The sequence below is a fragment of the Castellaniella sp. UC4447_H14 genome (assembly GCF_052978285.1).
The window spans coordinates 239,636-261,071 of record NZ_CM129666.1; the positions used below are offsets into that span (position 1 = coordinate 239,636).

The 21,436-nt window shown below is 61.7% G+C and carries 15 protein-coding genes and 1 tRNA gene; 6 read left to right on the forward strand and 10 right to left on the reverse strand.

Annotated elements, in window-relative coordinates; translation table 11 throughout:
• Nucleotides 1–28: 28 nt before the first annotated feature.
• The 7 genes from ACVCMJ_RS01150 to ACVCMJ_RS01180 form a co-directional block, all read right to left on the reverse strand.
• On the reverse strand, nt 29–3,226 hold the full coding sequence (locus ACVCMJ_RS01150; protein WP_447082519.1) for an EAL domain-containing protein: 3,198 nt from the start codon (nt 3,224–3,226) through the stop codon (nt 29–31).
• Complete coding sequence (locus ACVCMJ_RS01155) at nt 3,223–4,560, reverse strand: HD domain-containing phosphohydrolase (RefSeq protein WP_447082520.1); 1,338 nt, start codon at nt 4,558–4,560, stop codon at nt 3,223–3,225. Before ACVCMJ_RS01155 ends, ACVCMJ_RS01150 begins: the two co-directional genes overlap by 4 nt.
• A 26-nt stretch (nt 4,561–4,586) precedes the next feature.
• Complete coding sequence (locus ACVCMJ_RS01160) at nt 4,587–5,822, reverse strand: ATP-binding protein (RefSeq protein WP_447082521.1); 1,236 nt, start codon at nt 5,820–5,822, stop codon at nt 4,587–4,589.
• Between the two features lie 480 nt (nt 5,823–6,302).
• Nucleotides 6,303–9,464 (reverse strand): multidrug efflux RND transporter permease subunit, encoded by a 3,162-nt coding sequence (locus ACVCMJ_RS01165; protein WP_447082522.1) that lies wholly within the window; start codon nt 9,462–9,464, stop codon nt 6,303–6,305.
• Nucleotides 9,465–9,476: 12 nt separating this feature from the next.
• The gene (locus ACVCMJ_RS01170) at nt 9,477–10,667 is read right to left on the reverse strand and encodes an efflux RND transporter periplasmic adaptor subunit (protein ID WP_447082523.1); all 1,191 of its coding nucleotides are present in this window, start codon (nt 10,665–10,667) and stop codon (nt 9,477–9,479) included.
• 81 nt (nt 10,668–10,748) lie between these two features.
• Nucleotides 10,749–11,264, reverse strand: coding sequence for a MarR family winged helix-turn-helix transcriptional regulator (locus ACVCMJ_RS01175; protein ID WP_447082524.1), 516 nt, complete (start codon nt 11,262–11,264; stop codon nt 10,749–10,751).
• Nucleotides 11,265–11,345: 81 nt separating this feature from the next.
• Nucleotides 11,346–12,569: an ABC transporter substrate-binding protein gene (locus ACVCMJ_RS01180; RefSeq protein WP_447082525.1), complete on the reverse strand. Its 1,224-nt coding sequence runs from the start codon at nt 12,567–12,569 to the stop codon at nt 11,346–11,348.
• Between the two features lie 158 nt (nt 12,570–12,727).
• On the opposite strand from ACVCMJ_RS01180, the gene ACVCMJ_RS01185 reads away from it, so the two are divergent.
• From ACVCMJ_RS01185 to ACVCMJ_RS01200, 4 genes are all read left to right on the forward strand, one after another.
• On the forward strand, nt 12,728–13,576 hold the full coding sequence (locus ACVCMJ_RS01185; protein WP_447082526.1) for an oxidoreductase: 849 nt from the start codon (nt 12,728–12,730) through the stop codon (nt 13,574–13,576).
• Between the two features lie 91 nt (nt 13,577–13,667).
• A complete protein-coding gene (locus ACVCMJ_RS01190; protein ID WP_447082527.1) occupies nt 13,668–14,432 on the forward strand; it encodes a LamB/YcsF family protein in 765 nt (254 codons plus the stop codon).
• Between the two features lie 4 nt (nt 14,433–14,436).
• Nucleotides 14,437–16,170, forward strand: coding sequence for a 5-oxoprolinase subunit B/C family protein (locus ACVCMJ_RS01195; RefSeq protein ID WP_447082528.1), 1,734 nt, complete (start codon nt 14,437–14,439; stop codon nt 16,168–16,170).
• Nucleotides 16,171–16,240: 70 nt separating this feature from the next.
• Nucleotides 16,241–16,855 carry a 2OG-Fe(II) oxygenase gene (locus ACVCMJ_RS01200; protein WP_447082529.1) on the forward strand — a complete coding sequence of 205 codons (615 nt, stop codon included), beginning with the start codon at nt 16,241–16,243 and terminating at the stop codon, nt 16,853–16,855.
• A gap of 76 nt (nt 16,856–16,931) precedes the next feature.
• Here the strand turns inward: ACVCMJ_RS01200 and ACVCMJ_RS01205 are convergent.
• The 3 genes from ACVCMJ_RS01205 to ACVCMJ_RS01215 form a co-directional block, all read right to left on the reverse strand.
• A tRNA-Arg gene (locus ACVCMJ_RS01205) sits at nt 16,932–17,008 on the reverse strand.
• Between the two features lie 186 nt (nt 17,009–17,194).
• Nucleotides 17,195–17,866, reverse strand: a complete 672-nt coding sequence (locus ACVCMJ_RS01210) for a DNA-3-methyladenine glycosylase (protein ID WP_447082530.1) — start codon at nt 17,864–17,866, stop codon at nt 17,195–17,197.
• A 7-nt stretch (nt 17,867–17,873) separates the two neighbouring features.
• Nucleotides 17,874–18,917 (reverse strand): adenosine deaminase, encoded by a 1,044-nt coding sequence (locus ACVCMJ_RS01215; RefSeq protein WP_447082531.1) that lies wholly within the window; start codon nt 18,915–18,917, stop codon nt 17,874–17,876.
• A gap of 136 nt (nt 18,918–19,053) precedes the next feature.
• Here ACVCMJ_RS01215 and ACVCMJ_RS01220 point away from each other — a divergent pair, with 136 nt between their 5' ends.
• Nucleotides 19,054–20,703: an acyl-CoA dehydrogenase family protein gene (locus tag ACVCMJ_RS01220; protein WP_447082532.1), complete on the forward strand. Its 1,650-nt coding sequence runs from the start codon at nt 19,054–19,056 to the stop codon at nt 20,701–20,703.
• Between the two features lie 141 nt (nt 20,704–20,844).
• Nucleotides 20,845–21,435, forward strand: coding sequence for a thermonuclease family protein (locus ACVCMJ_RS01225; protein WP_447082533.1), 591 nt, complete (start codon nt 20,845–20,847; stop codon nt 21,433–21,435).
• Nucleotide 21,436: the final 1 nt, after the last annotated feature.

Here is a 21,436-nt window from a genome sequence, read left to right on the forward strand (position 1 = left end):
TTACCGGCCGATCAAGAGGGTAGAGACGTCAGGACGAGCCGGAGGCTGCGCTGGCGTCATATAAGTTTCTTTTCCTGAAGGCCTGAGCCACCTCGTTTCTCAATTCCTGGTCATCCCATGGCTTCGTCAGAAACCGGTATACGGAACCGCGATTGATGGCTTCTGTGACGGAGCGAAGGTCGGTATATCCCGAAAGGATCAGCCTTATTTTTTCCGGGTAGAGCTCTTTTATCCGACTGAAGAATTCTGTGCCAGTCATGCCGGGCATGCGTTGATCGGATATGATGACATGCACGTCTTCTATTGCAAGAATTGAAAAAGCTTCCCACGTTGTTTTTGCCGACAATATCCTATACCCGTCCTTCCGGAGCAACCGGGTCAATGCGCGCAATATGTTTTCTTCGTCATCCAGAATCAGCAGGGTACGCTCATATTCCCGTCTGTCGGGTGCGAGCGGCAGGGATTCGCGTCCGCCTTGTTCCTGCAGGCGCAAGGCCAGCTCATCCAAGGGCATTGGACGTGCAAATAGGAATCCCTGGAATTCATCGCAGGAATTGCGCTTCAGAAACCAGTATTGGGACTCTGTTTCGACTCCTTCAGCCACTACTTTCAGATTCAGATGGTGGGCTAACGAAATGATCGCTCTTGTGATCGCCGCATCATGCCGGTCACTTATTATCTCGTTCACAAATGACCGGTCGATCTTGATCTTGTCTATCGGGAGATTTTTCAGATAGCTCAGGCTTGAATAACCGGTGCCGAAATCGTCGATTGATATCGTGATGCCGAGATCCTGCAATGTATGCAACTTTTCAATGACGCGATCGGAACCTTCGAGCAGGACGCTCTCGGTGATTTCCAACTCGAGACTCTCGGCTGGAAGGACGTGCTTGTGGAGGCATTGCTTGATGCTCGCGATGAAATCCTGGCGCCGGAACAGCGAGGGCGAGATATTGATCATGACCCGTAGATCAGATGAATTCCTCGTCTTCAGGCGGGCAATGTCGCGGCATGCGGCATCCAGGACCCATAGGCTGATCGGGATGATGAGATCCGTTTCTTCAGCCAGAGGGATAAAAGTGGAAGGAGCAAGGTCGCCTTTTTCGGGGTGAGGCCAACGGAGAAGCGCCTCCACACCCGTCAGCCGCCCCGTGTGGCCGTCGACCAAAGGCTGGTAGTGAAGTCGAAGCTGATCATTTTCCACGGCCTTTTGCAGGTCGTTGCGCAGGACGAGCCGTTCTGCGACTTCGGTGCCCAGCTCGTCGGAGTAGCGGTACCAGGAGTTGCTGCCGTCTCTTCTTGATCGCGTCATGGCCAGATCGGCTTCGCGCAGCAACTGTATCGGGTTTCCTATCAGCTTGTCTTGAACCGTCAGTCCGCCATTCGAGGAAAGGCGGAGTTCGGTGTTCTTCACCATATACGGCTGGGCGACTGACTCTATGATTCTGTCAATGACTTCTTGCCGGCCATCAAGCGAGACATCGGTCAAGAAAATAACGGCGAATTCATTTCCGTCCATTCGCGCGAAAAACTCGTCCGTGCCGAGTTCGGACTGTATGCGCGCGGCCGCCATCGAAAGGACCTTGTCGCCCACATGATGGCCCATCGTGTCATTGATCAGCTTCAGGCCATACATATCGAGCAGCAGGACGGCCAGGCGCCGTCCCGGGGGAGCATGGATGGAAAGCTCCTTCAGCTTCAGAATCAAATGCCTTCTGTTGGGCAGGCCCGTCAAGCCATCATGCAGAGAGCTGTAGTAAAGTTGTTCGGAACGTCTTGCCAGCGTCGTGGTAAGTCGCTGCGAACGAGCGAGCAGGTATGTAAAAATCAGGCAGATCCAGAAAGAGATATCGGGCAATGGGTCGGCCAACGGGTGCAGATTGGGAGCGCCGGTCCATGCGGATAGATGCCAGTCCAGGCCGTCGAGTAGGGGTATGGTCCTCTCCCAGATCATCGGCCCCATGCTGTCGATATTGGCGCCGCTGTACAACAGCCGACTGCCGTTTGCGAGCTGGAAATAGATGGGGCCTTGGGTTCGATCCAGTGCTTCCTTCAGGAGGAGGCGGACGTCGTTCACGGTGACGATGGTCCACCCGCGCATAGTGGGTCCTGACAAAGGAGCCGCCGCGACACCGCGTGCCGGCCCGGTATTGCCTACGCCCACCGACTTGAAGCGAGCTTTATCGGATTTACGGGTGTGATCCAGCCATAGGCGCAAAGAAGGATTCCCAAGGACCTTAACGAGCCACGTTTCCGCGTCCGAGTCGCCCGAGACCCAGCGGATCCTGTCGTCGGCGTCAAGAGCGGCGATCAGATTCAGCGCGGGCATATCTCTGAGATAGCTTTGAAACTCCTGGTGGATCAGCGATTCAGAGGGGGTTCCCAGCAGGTCCCAGCGCTCGGCCATTCTGGCTACTCTTGATTCCTGTTGATTGATCACGTCGTTCACGGCCGACACTACGCGGTCGGCTACGGCTTCGGCGTGGTCCGCCGTACGGTCCCTGTTGCCGCTGATCATCGTGTACCACGCCAGGAGGCCCAGCAGCGTGCCGGCAGCGCATATGAAGGCGATGCGCCCGTACAGCACTGGCTTTATCCTGTCCTTTCTAAGGCTCATCGCGAGGACCGCAACTCCCCCTATGATCCCGACCGACATGGTTAAATTGGCGACGGCGGCAATCGGATAACTCTGGTTGCCTATCCAATAGGTGGAGAACCGAAATCCCATCGAACCGAGAATGATGCAGATGCCCGACAGGCGGGCGACCTTCGCGCCTTGCCGCCCCGAACTTGCCAACACGATGCTGACCGACAGGCTGGCGAGCAATAATGTCCATGCCCTGTTGACGTGCAGGGGATTATCGAAAACGAGAAAGTCCTGCTGGGATGCCAGCGAGGCGGGAGAAATAGAGCCGTAGATGCTGAGCCCCAGTGCGACCAATGCCAGGATCAGCGACCCCTTGGGCTGGCGCAATACCATGATCATGGCCGTTCCGCACGCCGCGAAGGCGATGGCGAAGACTATGGAGAGCGAAGATGAGGGGCTGGTGGTTGATGCGGTCAGCAGATGCTCGACATAACCGACGCTTCCCGTCCAGATCAGTATCCATCCACATATGAGGACAGGGAAATATCCTGCCTGATCCGGGTTTTCCTCGATGATCGCATCACACATCGGCTCGACGCGAGCGGAAATGGAATAATGGGTCGCGTCGTCCGTATTCATTCGCCGTCCTCGCTTTCGGGTCTCACAGTGTAGAACGTGTAGGGCTTTCCTTCGTTGTGCTCAAAGGCCTGCAATTTCTCAATCATCTTCTCGGTGAGGACCGTACCCGCTTTCAACAGCAAAGTTCCCCCCGCAGAGCACAAATCGCGCACCATGACCATCCCGGGCTCGATGGCCGCCGAGTCCATCACAAGGGTAGCTTCCTGCCCCCCGGCTTCTTCCTGTTGCATCTTTGAGGCAACATCGACGAATTCAGCGCAAAGCGCAGGGTCGTACAGGCGACCCGCATATCGCGGCATGCCGGACAGTACCTCCTCCAGGGCCAGCTTTCGGGGCAGGACCATTCCCATCTGCATTTCGACAAAGTCCACTGCCATCTTCAAAATTCGAGCGCCTAGCGGGATTGCATGGCCTGACAGCCCGTCGGGGAATCCGGCGCCGTCCCACCGCTCCTGGTGGTGGCGTACGAATCGGGCTGCCTCTTGAGCGGGCTCCAGGGCCATGAGCAGGCTCTCCCCGATTTCGGGATACTGGCGGTAGCTGCCACGCTGTTCTCTATTCATGCGTTCGGGAGGCAACGCAATGAGCGTATCGGTCCAGGTCAGTTTTCCCAAGTTATAAAAAGCCGCGGCCATCGCAAGGTCGTCGGTCAGCTCCTGCGGTAGCGCCTGGGCGCGACAGAAAGCACGTACCAGAGCGATTACTTGTTGATTGGTTTGCCGGCTTGGCGGAAGCCGCTGGTTTATCAACGATGAAAAGACCTCCGTTGCTGTTATGTAGCTTCGGTGCAGGTGATCCCTGGCCACGCTGAGCAGCTCCGCTGTGCGGGCCAGATCCTGCGTCCGCTCGAGGACCCTGGCTTCAAGCGTAGCGTTTGCTTCTTGGAGCGCGAGATTCTGCTGCTGCGTTAATTGCTGCAGCCGCGCTCGCTCGGTTTTCAGATGCTTGTAGGACAGCGTCTGTTCTATCGCAAGCACCAGTTCGAAATCGTCCCAGGGCTTCCCGATATATCGATAGATATTTCCGTCGTTGATGGCTCTGATGGTCGCCTTCATATCGGAATATCCGGTAAGCATGATGCGCATCCGGTCGGGCCAGCGATCCTGCACGTGACTCAGTAGGGTGGGACCGTCCATGCCGGGCATCCGACTATCTGAAATGACCACGTCAACATCCTGCCTTTCCAGGATGGCCAGAGCCTCTTCGCCGCTACAGGCGACCAGGATCCTATAGGGGTGGTTTTTCAGTGCCCGATGCAGACTTTTCACGACGTTTACTTCATCATCCACCAAGAGCAGGGTCGCAGAACCGGCCGGGAAGGCGTCATCATTCATGTTAGTTGTCCTTTGGGATTCTTATATTAATGTGCGATTGGGAGCCACACACGAAAGCATGAACCCTTGCCAGGCTCGCTGGTGAGGTCAATTCGGCCCTGGTGCTTGTGGACTATGCTGTAGGAGAGCGACAAGCCCAGGCCGGTCCCCTGACCGAGCGGTTTCGTGGTAAAGAACGGTTCGAATATCCTGTCTTGTATCGACGGTTCCATGCCTTTGCCGTCGTCCTCCACTTCAAACCATGCCCATTCGCGCTCGCATCCTGTGCGAATGGTTATGACCCCGAACTCGTCCAGAGCCTGTGCGGCATTCATAAGCAGATTCATGATGACCTGCTTGATCTGCGAAATGTCGCAATCGACCAAGGGAAGGGTACCGTATGACTTTTTCAATTGCGCTTTATATTTGAGCTCATTGTTGACGACGCTGAGTGTGGTTTCTATCGCATGATGCAGATCGGCTTGGTGAAATCCCTCTTCGTCGATATGGGAGAAATCCTTCAGGGCTGTGATGATCTTTTTCACGCGGTCGATGCCTTCCTGCGATTCGTCGATGAGCGCCTCGACATCATTGCGAATATAGTCGTAATCCAGCGTCTGTTTCAGTATGCGTAGTTCCTCGATCGATTTTACGTTGTCCGTGGCGTCTATGATCTTGATCATGTTCTGCATGTAGCCGGCCAATGTCTTCAGGTTGGAAAAAATATAGCCAATAGGGTTGTTGATTTCGTGGGCGACGCCGGCTGCCAACTGACCGATGCCAGCCATCTTCTCGACACGTATCAAATGGCTGCTTGCATGCTCGAGCTCCGTGAGCAAGCGGCGCTGATCGAGTTGGGTCTCCTGCAATCTCTTTATTGTGAGAGCCAGCCCCAATTGAAATCCGGTCTGTTCATCGGCGTCGTAGAACAGCAAAGCACAATTTTTCCGGTCTTCTTCGTCCCTAAACGGGAACCGCAGCAGACAGGTCAATTGACGGCGACCCTGATTTATGAGAATCGTTTGGTCGTGGGTACTTTCCTGTTGGCTTGGTGAAACCGTGGCAATCGACCCACAGTCGAACTTTTCTCCATGGGGGTATGGCCAATCCGCGCTTTCGGCCTCGGGAAAAAGTGACAAGAATGGCCTGTTCAGGCATTCTTCCTTTGTCTTCTTGATCCAGGACAGCATTCGCCCATTTATGTACGTGATTTCTCCATCGTTGTGGAGGATTACGAGCCCCAATGGCGCGTCGGCGCCAATCAGTTCCCAAATATGCTGCATGGATCGATACCCCTATAGATTGTTGCGTGGGCCAATGCATGGCGCGCGCCACGATCCCTTTCCGTATAGGTTGCTGATGGTCTCCGGTGGGAAGGTGCACGCATCCGAGCGAGGCCGCGGTAGTGCAGAACGGCAACACCCGCATATATGGACGGTGTCCGTATGCACGGTGCTTGCGCTGCTATTGAAACGCGCTCTGCCGATTATTTTATGATCTTTCTCCGGCAGAGTCCGCCCAGTACCTGCCTGGACCGGAATGGCTCTGTGGTCGCTGAAACCTTGCCCCGCGCGGATTTTGACGTACGCCTCGCGTCCGGCTTTGAAGAACACCGCAATCAGGAGGTATTGACCGGACCCCATTTCCTCATGCGGTTTTGCCCGGCCAACCCGGGCCGCCGGTATTCACCAGTGAATATCTATTCTGGCAGTTTGCCGGTCGCTGCCGGCGCCGGTCCTCTCATGTGGCGCCGCAGGATTGCATCACGTCCGCTCTGCTGGTGTCGTTGCCGGTTCGGCGTTCGTTGATTTCGCGCCATCGAGCTTGTCGCCCGCCAGTCGCCGCACGATCACATAGAACACTGGAATCAGCAACAGACCGAAGAACGTTGCGAACAGCATGCCGCCGATCACGCCGGTGCCGATCGCGTGGCGCGCATTGGCGCCCGCGCCGGTGGAAATGAAGAGCGGGAATACGCCCAGGATGAATGCGAACGAGGTCATGAGGATGGGGCGGAATCGCAGCCTCGCCGCGGTCAGGATGGCTTCGCGAAGAGTCCTCCCTTCCTCCTGCGCTGCGACGGCATACTCTATGATCAGGATGGCGTTCTTGGCAGCCAGCCCGATCACGGTCACAAGGCCGATCTTGAAAAATACGTCGTTGGCGAGGTCACGCCCCATCGTGAACAGCACCGTGCCCAGCAGCGCGAGCGGCACGATCAGCAGGACGGCGATCGGGACCGACCAGCTTTCGTACAAGGCTGCCAGCGCCAGGAATACGACCAGGATGGATAACGCCATCAGCATGGGTGCACCGCTGCTCGACGCCACTTCCTGGAATGACTCGCCGGCCCAGTCGAATCCGAAACCACGCGGGAGGTCATGCGCGACGATGCCCTGCATCGCATCCATCGCCTGGCCTGAGGTGAAGCCCGGCGCTGCGTCGCCTACGACTTCGGTCGCCGGATTTCCATTGAAGCGCGCCAGCGAGGGTGATACCAGATCCCAGTGACTCTTGATGACGCTGGAAATCGGGATCATGGCCGGCGTGCCATCCGGATTCTTCTGCGTGGTGCTGGGCGTGTAGAACTCGTTGAAGGCGGAACGGTTCATGCGATAGGGCGCGTCTGCCTGCAGCATCACGAACTTCACGCGGCCCTCGGCAAACATCTGGCCGACCTGCGTGGGCGCGAGCATCAGGCTCGCGGCACTGGCCACGTCAGCCGCCGAAAGCCCCATCGAGGCCGCCTGCACGCGGTCGATGTCGAAGTCCAGTTGCGGCGCTGGCGGCAACTGATTGGCGCGTACGTTCACCAGCACCTTGTCCTGCCTGGCCTTGGCCTGCGCGGTCTGGAGCGCTTGGCCCAGTGCCTCTCGCCCGAGGCCGCCGGTGTCCTCGAGGTACATGTCGAAGCCGCCGAACTGTCCCAGGCCGTGAACCGTCGGCAGATTGACGACGACGATGGACGCGTCGCGGATGCTTTTGTGCAGTTGCGCATTGAGTTTCGGGATCAACTGCTCCGCCGGGAGGTCGCGCTTGCTCCAGTCCGTCAACTGGATGAACGCCATGCCGTTGTTTTCACCCGAACCCACCGGGCTGAAACCGATGATCTGCATTACATGCTCGATCTCCGGGTCCTTTCGCAGTGTGTCCCACACCTGGTCCATCACCGCTTGGCTGCGTTGTTTGGTCGCACCTGGCGGCAGTTGCACCATGGCGAGCAGGTAGCCCTGGTCCTCCTGTGGCAGAAAGCTGCCCGGCAGCTTGAGATAGAGGAACCCGGCCGCGGCCACCACCACCGCGAACACCATCATCCAGCGCGGCGCGTGGCGCACGGCGTGAGCGACGTGGCCGACATAGGTGTGATGTGTCCAGTTGAACAGGCTGTTGAATGCGCGAAACAAGACGTTTTTCTTGCGCTCATGTTGCGCCTTCAGGTAGCGGCCACACAGCGCCGGCGTGAAAGTCAGCGCGAGGAACGCGGAGAAGAACATCGACACGGCGATGGTCAGGGCGAATTGGCGATAGATGATGCCGGTCGAACCGGATTGCAGCGCCGAAGGCACGAACACCGCCAGCAGCACCGCCGTGATCGCCACCACGGCGCCCGAAATTTCCCTCATGCCCTTGCGTGCGGCTTCCTTGGGGGACAGTCCCTGTTCCGTCATGATGCGTTCGATGTTCTCGATCACGACGATCGCGTCGTCCACCACGATCCCGATTGCCATCACCATGCCGAACAGGCTGAGCTGGTTGATGGTGAATCCGAGCGCGTTCATGCCGATGAACGCCCCGAACAGGGCCACCGGGATCACGATGGCCGGGATGATGGTGGCACGGAAGTTCTGCAGGAAAACCAGCATCACCAGGAATACCAGGACCAGCGCCTCGACGAGCGTCGTCAGCACGTCCTGGATCGAAATCGTGATGAAGGTCGTGGTGTCATAGGGGACAGACCAGCTCACCCCCTCCGGGAAGCCCACTTGCAGCTTTGCCATTTCGGCTCGCACTGCCTTTGCGACGGCCAGGCCATTGGCGCCCGGCAAAGTCTGGATCGCGAATGCGCCGATGGGCTTGCCATCGTAGAGGGTGTCGAAGCCATAGCCTTGGGGCCCGAAGTCCGCCGTCGCGATGTCGCCGAGCTTCACCACGGTGCCGTCGGCATTGGCGCGCAGGATGATTCCGAGAAACTGTTCGGGTGTTGAAAACAGCCCTGCGCCGGCTACGTTGGCGGTGAAGCCCCAGCCCTTGACCGCCGGGTCGGCCCCCAGCGTACCGGCCGCCACCTGGATGTTCTGCGTTTGCAGCGCGCCGATCACGTCGGTCGCCGACAGGCCGTAGCCGTGCATCTTCTCCGGGTTCAACCAGATTCGCATGGCGTATTCGGCGCCGAACTGATTGGTGGCTCCCACGCCGGCGATACGTGAAATCGGGTTCAGCACCTGTGAGGCGATGATGTCGTTCAGCCGGTCACGGCCGATGGTCGGGTTATCCGAGCTCAACGCAATGGCCATCAGGGTGTCGGGATTCGTCTTGGCGACCACGATGCCCTGTGCGAGCACTGCGGGCGGAAGCCGGGGCTCGGCCCGCGTCACCTGATTCTGCGTCTGCATCGCCGCGATGTCGGGATCGGTACCGGGCTTGAAGGTCAGTGTGATGGCTACACGGCCGCTGGAACTCGTCGATGAACTGAAGTAGAGCAGGTTGTCGATGCCGGTGAGCTGCTGCTCGATCACTTCGGTCACGGAGCCTTCGGCGGTGCTGGAACTGGCGCCGGGGTAATGGGCGACGATCGAAACCTGCGGGGGCGCGATGTTCGGGTACGACTGGACGCCGAGGTTGTCGATCGCGAGCACACCGCCCAGCGTGATCAGGATTGCGATCACCCACGCGAAAATGGGCCGGTCGATAAAGAAATTCGACATGGAAGAATTCCGTTAGTCGCCAACTGCGGCCGGGGAGGAGCGAGCCACGTCGCCCGCCGTTTTTGCCGCCGGCGCCGGCGGCTGCCAGGGTTCCGTCCTGGCCTGCGCACCGACCTGTACCGTCTGCAGCCCGGACACGATCACCTGGTCGCCGTCATCGAGCCCGGACGTGACAACCCAGTCCAGGCCCTGTGTGCCGTCCGTCGCCACGTTGTGGTGAGTGACCTTGCCGTCTTTCCCGACCACCAGCACGTAAGTGCCGGTGATGTCACGCTGAACGGCGGCTTGCGGAATCAGGAAAGTGTGATGGCGTTCACCCAGCGCCAATTGCAGGTTGACGTAGCTGCCCGGAAGCAGCCGGAACTTCGGGTTCGGCAGCAGGGCCCGCAATGTGACCGACCCCGTGGCGGGGTCGACCGTGGGCGCGGAGAAGTCCAGCGTGCCCGGCAGCGGGTACGGCGTGCCGTTCGGCAGCGTCACCTTGACGGTGGTCTTGTTGGGCTCGGCGAGCTGGATGTCGCCCTGTTCGGCGGCCATTTGCAGAGCGTTGAGGTCGTTGACGCCCAGGGTGAAGTTGACATACAGCGGGTCCAGTTGGCTCACCGTCGTCAGCAGGGTGGCAGAGCCTTGGCCCACGAGCGCGCCTTCCGTGACACGCTGTTGGCCTGCGCGGCCGTCTATGGGCGAGGTGACGTAGGCATAGCCCAGATTGATGCGCGCCATCTGCACGCTCGCCTGATCGGCCTTCACCGTGGCTTCCTGCTGTTGCACCAGAAACTTTTGATCGGTGTAGGTTTGTTCCGCGATGGATTTTTGCCGGTGCAGTTGCTGGTACCGGGCAAAATCAGCTTGCGCCTGACCGAGAATCGCGCGGTCTTTTGACAGTTGTGCCTCGGTACTCGCCAGGGCCGCTTTCAGGGGAGCGGGATCGATTTCGAACAGCAGTTGCCCTTTCTTCACCTCGCTGCCCTCGACGTAGGCGCGCTTGAGCAGGACGCCTGCTACTCGGGCATTGACGTCGGCACTGCGGAATGCCGACAGGCGCCCCACCAGACTCCGGACGAGCGGTGCGTTCGATGGATGCGCCGTGACCACGCCGACCTGAGGCGGGGGCGATGCCGGAGCCTGTTTCGAGCTTTCACCGCAGGCCGTCAAAAGCAGCACCAGGCACAAGGGGGCGGCGCGCAAAACAAAGTTTTTCATGGAAGTGGTGGCATGAGGGGCCCGTCTTCCAAGCCCGCCCCAATGGCCGGCGGTGCTCGGCGGTAGGGCTTCGGGTCCGTATCAGGAGTCGATCACTGTGTCCATCGAACTGACGAGGCGTTGCAACAGGTGCTGCAGTACGCGCTTTTCAGACGCACTGAAACAGGAAAATGTTTCGCGCAACGGCGGGAAGAATTTCGGTAGAAGCTCGAGGACGAACTGACGGCCGGCATTGGTGATTCGCAGTTCCACCCTGCGCCGGTCTTCGATGCTGTTGGCGCGGTCCACCAGCCTGCGGTCGACGAGGAGGCTTGCGATCCGCGTGACATTGGCCGGGGTCTGTGCGAGGTAAGCGGCCAGCTCGTTCGGAAAAACAGGGTCGTTGGCATTGACGAACAAATACACGAGCGCGCGGAAGTCGCTCTGATGCATGTCGTAAGGGCCCAATGCCGCATCTGACAAGTCGGTCGAGCCCGCGGCGGCGAGATTCAGCCAGCCTGCCAGCTCGGCGTCCTGCAACGGGAAATCCGTCACGCTGCGGGCGACGAGGTTCAGGCTGGCCTCCATCTTCTGCAGGTGTCGTGCCAGATTGCTCATTGTTTAGCCAATGTATATTTAGCCAACGAAATATTAGTGTAGTGAACAATCTGTATAGCGTTCAAGTCGCAGCGTCGCCCCTCACGAGTGCGTCTTGACGTACGGGCACGTGGACTCGGCAAGCGGGCCATAGGCGACTTCCGCCGGAATCGTGGCGATAACCCTGTGGTAATCCCATGGCCCCGTGCTTTCGGCCGGCTGTTTGATCCGCAGCAGCGTCAGATCGTTCATCAGCCGACCGTCGGCGCGGATGGTGGCATTCTGCGCGAAGAAATCATTGACCGGGTGCGCCTTCAACCACGCCATGACGGCCTGTGTCTCGTCAGTCCCTGTGTGGTGAACGGCCTTCAGATAACTGGCGGTTGCCGAGTAGTCGCCCGCTTGGCCGTAAGTGGGCATGCGACCGATCTTGGCGAAAAAGCGCCGCGACCAGGCCTCGGAGGCCTTGTCCTTGTTCCAGTACCAGGGCACCGTCAGGTACATGCCCTGGGTCGCCTCCAGCCCCAGCGAATGGATGTCGTTCAGGGTCGCCGTCAGTCCCACCGGCGTCATCGTGCGCGTCAATCCGAATTCCGCGGCGGCCTTCAAGGAGCGGACAAAGTCGGCACCGGCATTGGCCAATGCCAGAACTTGGGCTCCGGAAGCCTGTGCCTGCAGGATGAAGGATGAAAAATCCGATGTGCCCAACGGAGTGTTCACGTTGCCCAGGACTTTTCCGCCTGCCTTCTGGACGACCGCGGCCGTGTCGTGTTCCAGCTCATGGCCGAATGTGTAGTCGGTGGTCAGAAAGAACCATTTTTTCCCGCCCTGTGCCACGACCGCTGAACCGGTACCGCGTGCGAGGCCGCGTGTGGAGTAAGTGTATTGGATTGAATAGGGCGTGCACTTCTCGTTGGTGAAGGCCGACGCCCCTGCGCCGGAGGTGATGAACAGTTTCTTCTTGTCGGCTGCAACAGCCGACATGGCGAGGCTGGCGGCTGAATTGGTGCCTCCGATCAGCAGATCCAGCTTCTTGTTGTCGAACCAGTCGCGGGCCAGGGCTGCCGAGACGTCGGGCTTGTTGAGGCTGTCTGCCACCATCAGCTCGATCTTTTTGCCGTCGACGGCGCCTCCGGCATCGGCGATGGCCATGCGGATGGCTTCGGCGCCCCCCGGGCCGTCGCCGTCGGCGTAGACCCCCGACATGTCTGTGATGAAACCGATGCGGATCACGTCATCGGAAAGCGCGGCTGCGGCGGCGTGCGCGGCCGCCAGCACCAATAGGGCGCCCATCGCGATGTGCCAGCGAGGATTGATGTTCTTCATGCTTCCTCCCGAAGCGTTGTTTGAGAATGCCGGTCGTCATGGTGCCATGCCGCCGGGACGAACGGCCCGGTACATTCCCCGGCGTTGTGTGTATGGGCGAGGCCCGTCCACCGTACAATGGGCTGCAGGTTCCCTTCACTTTCTTTTCGAGGCGGTCCATGTCGCAGAATGATTCCCCAGTGTGGTTCATCACCGGATGTTCCACCGGTTTTGGTCGTGAGATCGCCCGTCTGACGCTGGCCCGTGGGTGGCGCACGGTCGTGACGGCGCGGGACCGCAGTCGGGTGGCCGACCTGGTGGTGGGGCACGAGTCTCACGCCCTCGCGCTGGAGCTCGACGTCACCCGGGCGGACCAGGTTGAGGCTGCGGTGGCCGCCGCCCGGAAGGCGTTCGGAGCTGTGGACGTGCTGGTGAACAATGCCGGATACGGCTATCAGAGCTCGGTCGAGGAGGGCGAAGATTCCGAGATTCGCGCACTTTTCGACGCCAATGTGTTTGGCTTGTTCGCGCTCACACGTGCCGTGCTGCCGGGCATGCGCGAGCGCCGCAAGGGCTATGTGGTGAACATTACGTCGCTGGCCGGCTTGAACGGGTTCGCGGCGTCGGGCTATTACGCGGCGTCCAAGCATGCGGTGGAAGGCTGGGCCGATTCTTTGGCAGTAGAGGGCGGCCCGCTGGGCATCCACGTCACCTGCATTGAGCCGGGGCCGTTCCGCACGGACTGGGCCGGTCGTTCGCTGCATCAAACGCAGGTTCGCATTGCCGACTATGTGGATACGGTGGGCAAGCGGCTGGATCTGACCTCCAGCATCAGCGGCCACCAGGCCGGGGATCCGGTCCGCGCGGCCCAATTGATTCTGGACCTGAGCGAGCTGCCCGACCCGCCGCGCAATGTCGCGCTGGGTGGGATGGCGATGGAGCGTGGCACGGAACGTCTGCGGCAGAAGCTGGCCGACATCGAAGCGTGGCGCGCGCGCAGCCTGGCTACGGATTTCCCCAAGGCCTGATCGCCCTGGCGAGCGGCGGGTGCGGTGGCGCGGCTCCCTCTGTAACCCCGCCATGCCCGGCGGCCAGCGCGCACGAAGGCGAGGAAGCATCATGGATTTGAACAGCGATCTGGGCGAAGGCTACGGTGCCTGGCGCATGGGCGACGATGCCAGCATGCTGGGCGTCGTCACCAGCGCCAATGTGGCGTGTGGTTTCCATGCCGGCGATCCGGCGGGAATCCTGGACACCCTGCGTGCGGCGGCTGCCCAGGGCGTAGCCGTCGGGGCGCACGTGAGTTATCCGGATCGCGTGGGTTTTGGTCGGCGCAACCTGGACCCCACCAGCCGCGAGCTGGTGAGCGACGTGATTTACCAGATTGGCGCACTGCAGGGTCTCGCCGCTGCGGCAGGCACGCGCGTCACTTATGTGAAGCCTCACGGTGCCCTGTACAACACCATCGCCGGTGAACCGCGTCAGGCGGCGGATGTCATTACCGCGATCCTGACGGTGGATCCGACGCTGGTGCTGATGGGACTGGCCGGCACGCCCATTCTTGACTGGGCCCGGGAACGCGGCCTGCAGGTCGCGGCGGAGGCTTTTGCGGATCGGGCCTACACCCCTGAAGGCCTGCTGGTGTCAAGGCGTGAACCCGGTGCCGTACTGACTGATCCGGTCCAGGTGGCCGATCGTATGCTGGACCTGGTGCGGACCGGTCGGATCACCGCAATCGATGGCAGCAGGATCCGCTTGCACGCCGATTCCATTTGTGTGCACGGGGACAGCCCTGGCGCCGTGGTCATGGCGCAGACGCTGCGGGCCCGCTTTGACGCTGCCGGCGTTGTGTTGAAGGCGTTTGCCCCTTCCGCGGGAGCTTGAGCTCATGCGCGTCCTGCCATCGGGTGACTGCGCGTTGCTGGTGGAACTGAGTTCGCTGGCCGAGGTCCTGGCGTTGTTTCGCGAAGCGGCCGGGTGTCCGCCACAGGGAATTCGGGAAATCGTTCCGGCCGCCCGGACGCTGCTGGTCCAGTTCGATCCCGAAGCCGCATCGCCTTTGGCCATCTCTGGTTGGCTGCGGAGCCTGTCGCGCAGAATGCAAACGGAAGGTGTGGCGTCGGTCTTGTCCCGGCCGTCACATCGCGTGGAGATCCCGGTGCGCTACACCGGGGAAGACCTGGATGAAGTGGCCGGCATGCTTGGCCTGTCGCCTGCGCAGGTGATCGAGCGGCACACCGGCCGCGACTATCTCGCTGCGTTTACGGGCTTCGCGCCGGGCTTTGTCTACCTGACGGGGGGGGATCCCTGCTTCGCCGGGACGCCGCGCCGGGCCGTGCCGCGCACACGTGTGCCGGCCGGTTCTGTCGCCATAGGGGGGGATTTCAGTGCCGTCTATCCCTCGGACAGTCCGGGAGGCTGGCGGCTGCTGGGCGTGACGCCGTTGCGGATGTGGGATCTGGATCGCGATGCGCCCGCGCTTCTGCAGCCCGGTTTCGGAGTCCGGTTTCGGGACCTGGCCGCGCCCGATGTGCGTTACAGCCTGCCAAACGGGTCCAACGGGGAGTCGCGGCCGCCGGCATGTGAAGACGTCCCCTCTGCCGGTGAGGAGGCGCCGCATGCAGGCAATGGGGCCATTCGCTCCGCTCGCGGGAGGCGCTCGGATGAAGACTCCGGCGCTACATCGGATCAGACCTGGTTCGAGGTCCTGACTCCGGGTCCTCAAACGCTGTTCCAGGATTGCGGGCGACCGGGCATGACCGCGCTCGGCGTATCAGGTTCCGGTGCCCTTGACCGTGCGTCGATGGCGGCGGCCAATCGCTTGGCCGGCAATCCGCCCGAAACGGCAGTGCTGGAGAACGTCTGGGGTGGGCTGACGATGGTCTGCCACGGGGGACAAGCTGTCGTCGCGGTGACGGGGGCGCCGGTCGCCGTCGTCCTGACCACGGCGTCGGGCATGCGGATTCCGGCAGCCGGGGGAAGCGGCCTGTTGATCGAAGACGGGCAGACGTTGCGGCTGGGCCGGCCGCGCGCCGGCATGCGCTGTTACGTGGCTGTTCGGGGAGGCTGGGATGTGCCTCCTGTGCTGGGCAGCCGATCGACGGATGTGCTGTCAGGAATTGGGCCGGCCATCGTGAGCAAGGGCAGCCGGCTGAAGATCGCGGATCCGACGCTCGGCGCGCGGGCCGCAGGCGGACGCGGCGCTGGCGCTCCGAATCCCGGCGTTGACGTCGAAAATGAAGCCGACCCGGCGTGGTTCTTTCCTCGGCCCGGCGATCAGGTCTTGCTGGATATCATTCTGGGACCACGTGATGACTGGTTCGATGCGCCGAGCCTGGACCGGCTTCGGCGTCAGGACTGGACCGTCACACCGCAGTCCAACCGGGTGGGTCTGCGTCTCGAAGGCGAGCAGCCGATGACGCGGGCGAAGGGTGGCGAGCTTCCCAGCGAAGGCATGGTGGCGGGCGCCATCGAGGTGCCGCCCAGCGGGCAGCCGGTGCTGTTTTTGGCCGATCATCCGTTGACGGGCGGCTATCCCGTGGTTGCCGTTGCCATGGGCCGGGACCTGAACAAGCTGGCACAGGTGTCTCCGGGCGTTCGGCTGAAATTTCGGGTCGCTTGAGTCCCGCAGGGGCGGCCGGCTCCGGGGTAGAATTCGGCGGTGTCGGGCCTTTGGGCCAGGGGTGCGTTTCATGGATCAATATGACGAGATCATCCATCTGCTGAATCGGCAGGGTTGGGCGATTTCCGATTCCGCCATCCCGGCGGAATGGCAATCGGACCTGTTGGCCCAAAGCCGGCAGCTGTGGGAGCACGGCAGCTTCCGGGCCGGGCAAGTCGGCCGTGAGGCGAAGGTCAACCTGCCGGAAGTGCGGGGCGACTGGATCCACTGGATCGAAGCCGACTCACCGGAGGGAGCACACCCATTCTTCGTGTGGATGACCCGGTTCCGCGAGGCGCTGAACGAGCGGTTCGGAATGGGCTTGCGCAGCCAGGAATTCCACTTTGCCCGTTATGCGGAGGGCAAGGGCTACCAAAAGCACATTGACCAGCATCGGGGCACCGACTACCGCAAGGTTTCCATCGTGCTGTATCTGAACCCGGAATGGGACGCCACCGACGGCGGCGAGCTGTGCCTGTACCAGCCCTATCATCCGGACGACGAAATGCAGCGTATCCTGCCGCTGGGGGCACGGCTGGCTGTCTTCGTAAGCGGCATGATTCCGCATGCCGTGCTGCCATGCCGCAAACCGCGCTGGAGCATCGCCGGGTGGTTGCGCACGGACTTGACGCGCCCGCACGCCTAGTTGAAAGGCAAAGAAAAACCGCCTAGGCGTTGGGCCCTAGGCGGTTTCCAAACCTGTTGAAACAACAGTGTAATTCTGGTGCGCCTGGCAGGATTCGAACCCACGACCCCTTGGTTCGTAGCCAAGTACTCTATCCAACTGAGCTACAGGCGCAATAGAGGCGAAACTATAACATGTTTTTCAGGACCTGTCATAAATCGCAACCTCCGGTGGACAGCTCGCGTGGACTGCACCAAACATCAGACCACGCCATCGCCCGGAAGGCGCGTAGTTTAGCACACCGGCGCCTGTCACTTTGCCTCCAGGGACATGTGATGGCCTTCGGGAGTTCGTTGTGCCTCACATGAGGCTGAGCGTCTCGGCCGCCACCGGCGCTTTTTTCCTCGATGGCCTGCGGCTGACGGCGGGGTGCCCCTCGATGTAGAAGCGCAGCGGCTTGCTCGCCCATTCCTCGCCGGCATAATCCACCCCGATGCGGGGGCTGGTGGCGATAACCGGGGGCTGCGGCCACTCGTCGCGTGCGATCCACAGGTCCGTTCCGCTGCCGCACAGATCGTGGCCGTAGTGGTCCATCGTAATGTCCATCGCCTTGCACAGGCGGCCGGGGCCGTTGGTGCCGGCTGCAATATCTCGCACCGGCGCCAGCGCCCGCAGCAATACTGCAGTGCCGCTGCCGCGGGGGCCGGTGACGGCATTGATGCAGTGATGCATCCCGTAGATCAGATAGACGTAGGCGTGGCCAGGCGGCCCGAACATCGCCTCCGTACGGGCGGTGCGGCCCTTCGACGTGTGTGCGGCAAGATCGCTGGGGCCCAGATAGGCCTCGACCTCCACGATGCGACCGATGTGTCGCCGCCCGTCCGGCATCCGGTGCACGAGCAGACGGCCCAGGAGATCTGGGGCGACTTCGGCCGCCGGGCGATTGAAAAATGATCGTCTCAACTTGTGGCAACTGCCCTGGATGGCGTCGGTCGACAGATTGAGTTTGCTGAGAGGAGAAAAGGCGGGCATCTGGGGGTCAGGACCGGCTTGCGGCGTGGGCCAGGCTGTCCAGCAGGCGGGTCTTGTCGGTGGAGGGAAGGAAAGTGGATTTAAGGCTGTTGGCGACCAGGGTGAGCAGTTCATCGTGCGACAGATCCAGCGCCTGTGCGGTGGCGACATAGTTATCCAGCGCGTAGCCGCCGAAGTACGCCGGATCGTCGGAGTTGATCGTGATCATGGCCCCGGCGCGCAGCATGCGCGCCAGATTGTGATCATGCAGATCCTTGAATACGCCCAATTTGAGGTTGGACAGCGGGCAGACGGTCAGCGGGATCCCGCGGCGGATGATCTCGGCCATCAGTTCGGGGTCGTCGCTGCTGTGGACGCCATGGTCGATCCGGTCCGCACCCAGGATGTCCAAGGCGTCGCGCACGTACTGCGCGGGGCCCTCCTCGCCCGCGTGCGCGACGCGCTTGAATCCCAGTTCGGCGCATCGCTGATAGACCCGCGCGAACTTTTCGGGCGGATTGCCCTGCTCGGAGGAGTCCAGCCCGACGCCGATCCAGAGGTCCCGATAGGCGTCGCGCAAGGGCAAGGCCGCTTCCAGCGTCGCCATGGCGTCTTCTTCGCTCAGGTGGCGGAGGAAACTCAGGAGCAGGAAGCTGCTGACCCCCCAGGCATCCCGAACCTCTCGCAGCGCCCGCGCCAGGCCCGCGAACACCGTCTCGATCGCGACGCCACGATGGATATGCGTCTGCGGGTCGAACATGATTTCCGCGTGCGCCACGCCATCGGCATGCGCGCGCCGCCAGTAAGCCATGGCGAGTTCGTAAAAATCCTGCTCGGTCCGAAGGACACCGGCTCCAGCGTAGTACAGGTCCAGGAAGGACTGGAGGCTGGTGAACTGGTAGGCCGCCCGTACCGCGCCCACACTGGAGTACGGGAGCGTCACGCCGTTGCGTCGTGCCAGCTCGAACATCATCTCCGGCTCCAGCGTGCCTTCGATATGCAGGTGCAGCTCGGCCTTGGGCAGGGTTCTCAGCCAAGTGCGCAGATGGGTGTTGTCGTCGTGTTCGGACATGGGGGTTTGGTAAAACCGTCGATGTCGTGATTATAGGCAGTGGCCCGGGGAGGGGGCGCTGCCATTACGCTGTCGTCTTGGTCAATCTCCGGGTCGCGCGTAGACTGGGGGCAACGACGCACGCCAGGAGGCTGAAATGGCTTCTGTGGAAGACCTGCAGGCTACGCACCGTATCGACAACCAGGTGCCCGACCTGCCCGAGTCCAATTTATTCCTGACCGACGTGGTGCTCACGGAGGGGGTGCGCCGCGAGGGCGCTCAGGACTACGAATCGGAGCTCGAGTCGTGGGGGGAACGCCTGGGTCGAGCCGATCTGGCAGCGTTGGCCGACCAGGTCAATCGGCACGCTCCAGTGCTGCGGGCGTTCGACCGCACGGGGCATCGCATCGATGCGGTCGATTTCCATCCTGGGTGGAAGCAGTTTTTGTCTCTGGCGTTTGCGCAGGGCATGCACGATAGTGCCTGGACGGCGCGCCGGCCCGGTGCGCAGGTAGCCCGCGCCGTCCACTATCTGATGCATGGCCAGGTCGAGGCGGGGTCGTTGTGTCCCGTCACGATGACCAGCGCCGCGATCCCGTTGCTGGCGCGCGAGTCCTGGTTCGAGGCGATACGCCCCAAGCTGTCCAGCCGGGAATACGATGCGGCCGATCGGCCAGTGGTCGAGAAACGGTCCATGATGGTAGGGATGGGCCTGACGGAGAAGCAGGGAGGATCCGACCTGCGCAGCAATGCCACCCAGGCGGAGCCGATTGCCGGCGAACATGAGTGGCTCAGGCTCACCGGGCACAAGTGGTTCTTTTCCTCTCCGATGTCGGATGCCCATCTGATGCTGGCCCGGGAACCCGATGGGCACTCGTGCTTTTATGTGCCGCGCTGGCTGGATGATGGCCAGCGCAATCCGGTGCATATCCAGCGTCTGAAGGACAAGCTGGGCAACCGCTCCAACGCCAGTGCCGAGGTCGAATTCGCAGGCGCGCTCGGACGGCGCGTCGGGGAGCCGGGACGCGGGATCGCAACGCTTGTCGAGATGGCTTCATACACCCGCCTGGATTGTGTTCTGGGCAGTGCCGCGCTCCTGCGGCGTGCGGTGGTACTGGGCATTCACCATGCCCGCCATCGCCGCGCCTTTGGCCGCTTCCTGATCGATCAGCCGCTCATGCGACAGGTACTGGCCGATCTGGTCCTTGAAAGCGAAGCAGCCAATGTCTTGGCGTTACGCCTCGCGGCTGCTTTCGATCACCCCGAAAGCCTGTTCGAACAGACCTTGCGCCGCATCCTGACGCCGGCCGCCAAGTTCTGGATCTGCAAGCGCGCCGTTACGGCCGTCGCAGAGTGCATGGAAGTGTGGGGCGGCAACGGCTATGTCGAGGATGCCCCGCTGGCGCGCCTCTACCGCGAGGCCCCCGTCAATTCGATCTGGGAGGGTTCCGGCAATGTCATGTGCCTGGACGTGCTGCGTGCTGCGCGCCAGAATCCGCAACGTACAGCCCAATTCGTCGATGCCTTGGCGGCGGCGCATTCCGGTACGGGCCTGTTGGGGCCGGTGGCGCATCGCCTGCTGCGGGTTCTTCAGGCGGACGAGGATGCCCAGCAGCGCCAAGCCCGGCTGGTTGCGCGTGATGTGGTGTTGCTGGTTCAGGCGGACCTGCTGCTGCGTCATGCGCCTGGGGACATATCGGGGCCTTTCATTCAGAGCCGCCTGGGGGAGGGCGGGGATCAGGTCTACGGAGCTCGTTCGGGTGCGCTCGCCTCCGAGGCATTGTTCGAGCGCGCGTGGCCGGCGTGAAGCCATTCGCGCGTCACCTATCGCGGCGCGCAGGCGGAAACGGTCGTCGTGGTGCCGCAAGAGGGCGGTCTGTTCGTCTACAATCGCCAGTTACCCAGAGGTGCCTTTGTTGATGCCCATTTCCGTTGGCGAGGTCTATTGATGCGGAAGTCCAGCGTTGCAGTCTCCAGACGCGCGGCCGCCTGCCGCCTTTGCTGGACGTGGCTGGTCTGGCTCTTTGTCGCCTGTGCGGCTCAGGCCGCGTCCACCACTTATACCCTGGCGGGCCGCGTGGTCCGTGTCGCCGATGGCGATACCCTCACGTTGCTGATCTCGGGCGTGCAGCATCGTATTCGCCTGGCCAGTATCGACGCACCTGAAACAGGGCATGGCCGCAAGCGGCCCAATCAACCCTATGGTGAGGCGTCTCGCCGATCCTTGTCGGGTCTGGTGGCCGGGAAATCCGTTGTTCTGCGGTGCTATGAGCGGGATCACTACGGGCGGGACGTCTGCGATGTGCCGCTGGAGGAGGGCCGCACAGCGAGCCAGGTGCAGGTGGCGACGGGCATGGCCTGGGCCAACCTGCAGGGCGGCGGGAAATACCTGCGGGACCGCGGCCTGCTCGCGATGGAAAGGCAGGCGCGCGATCAGCGGCTGGGGCTGTGGCGGGACAAGGCCCCGGTGCCTCCTTGGGAATGGCGCCAGGAATGCTGGAAGGCTCTTGAATCCGGGAATTCGACCCCCATTTGCTGAT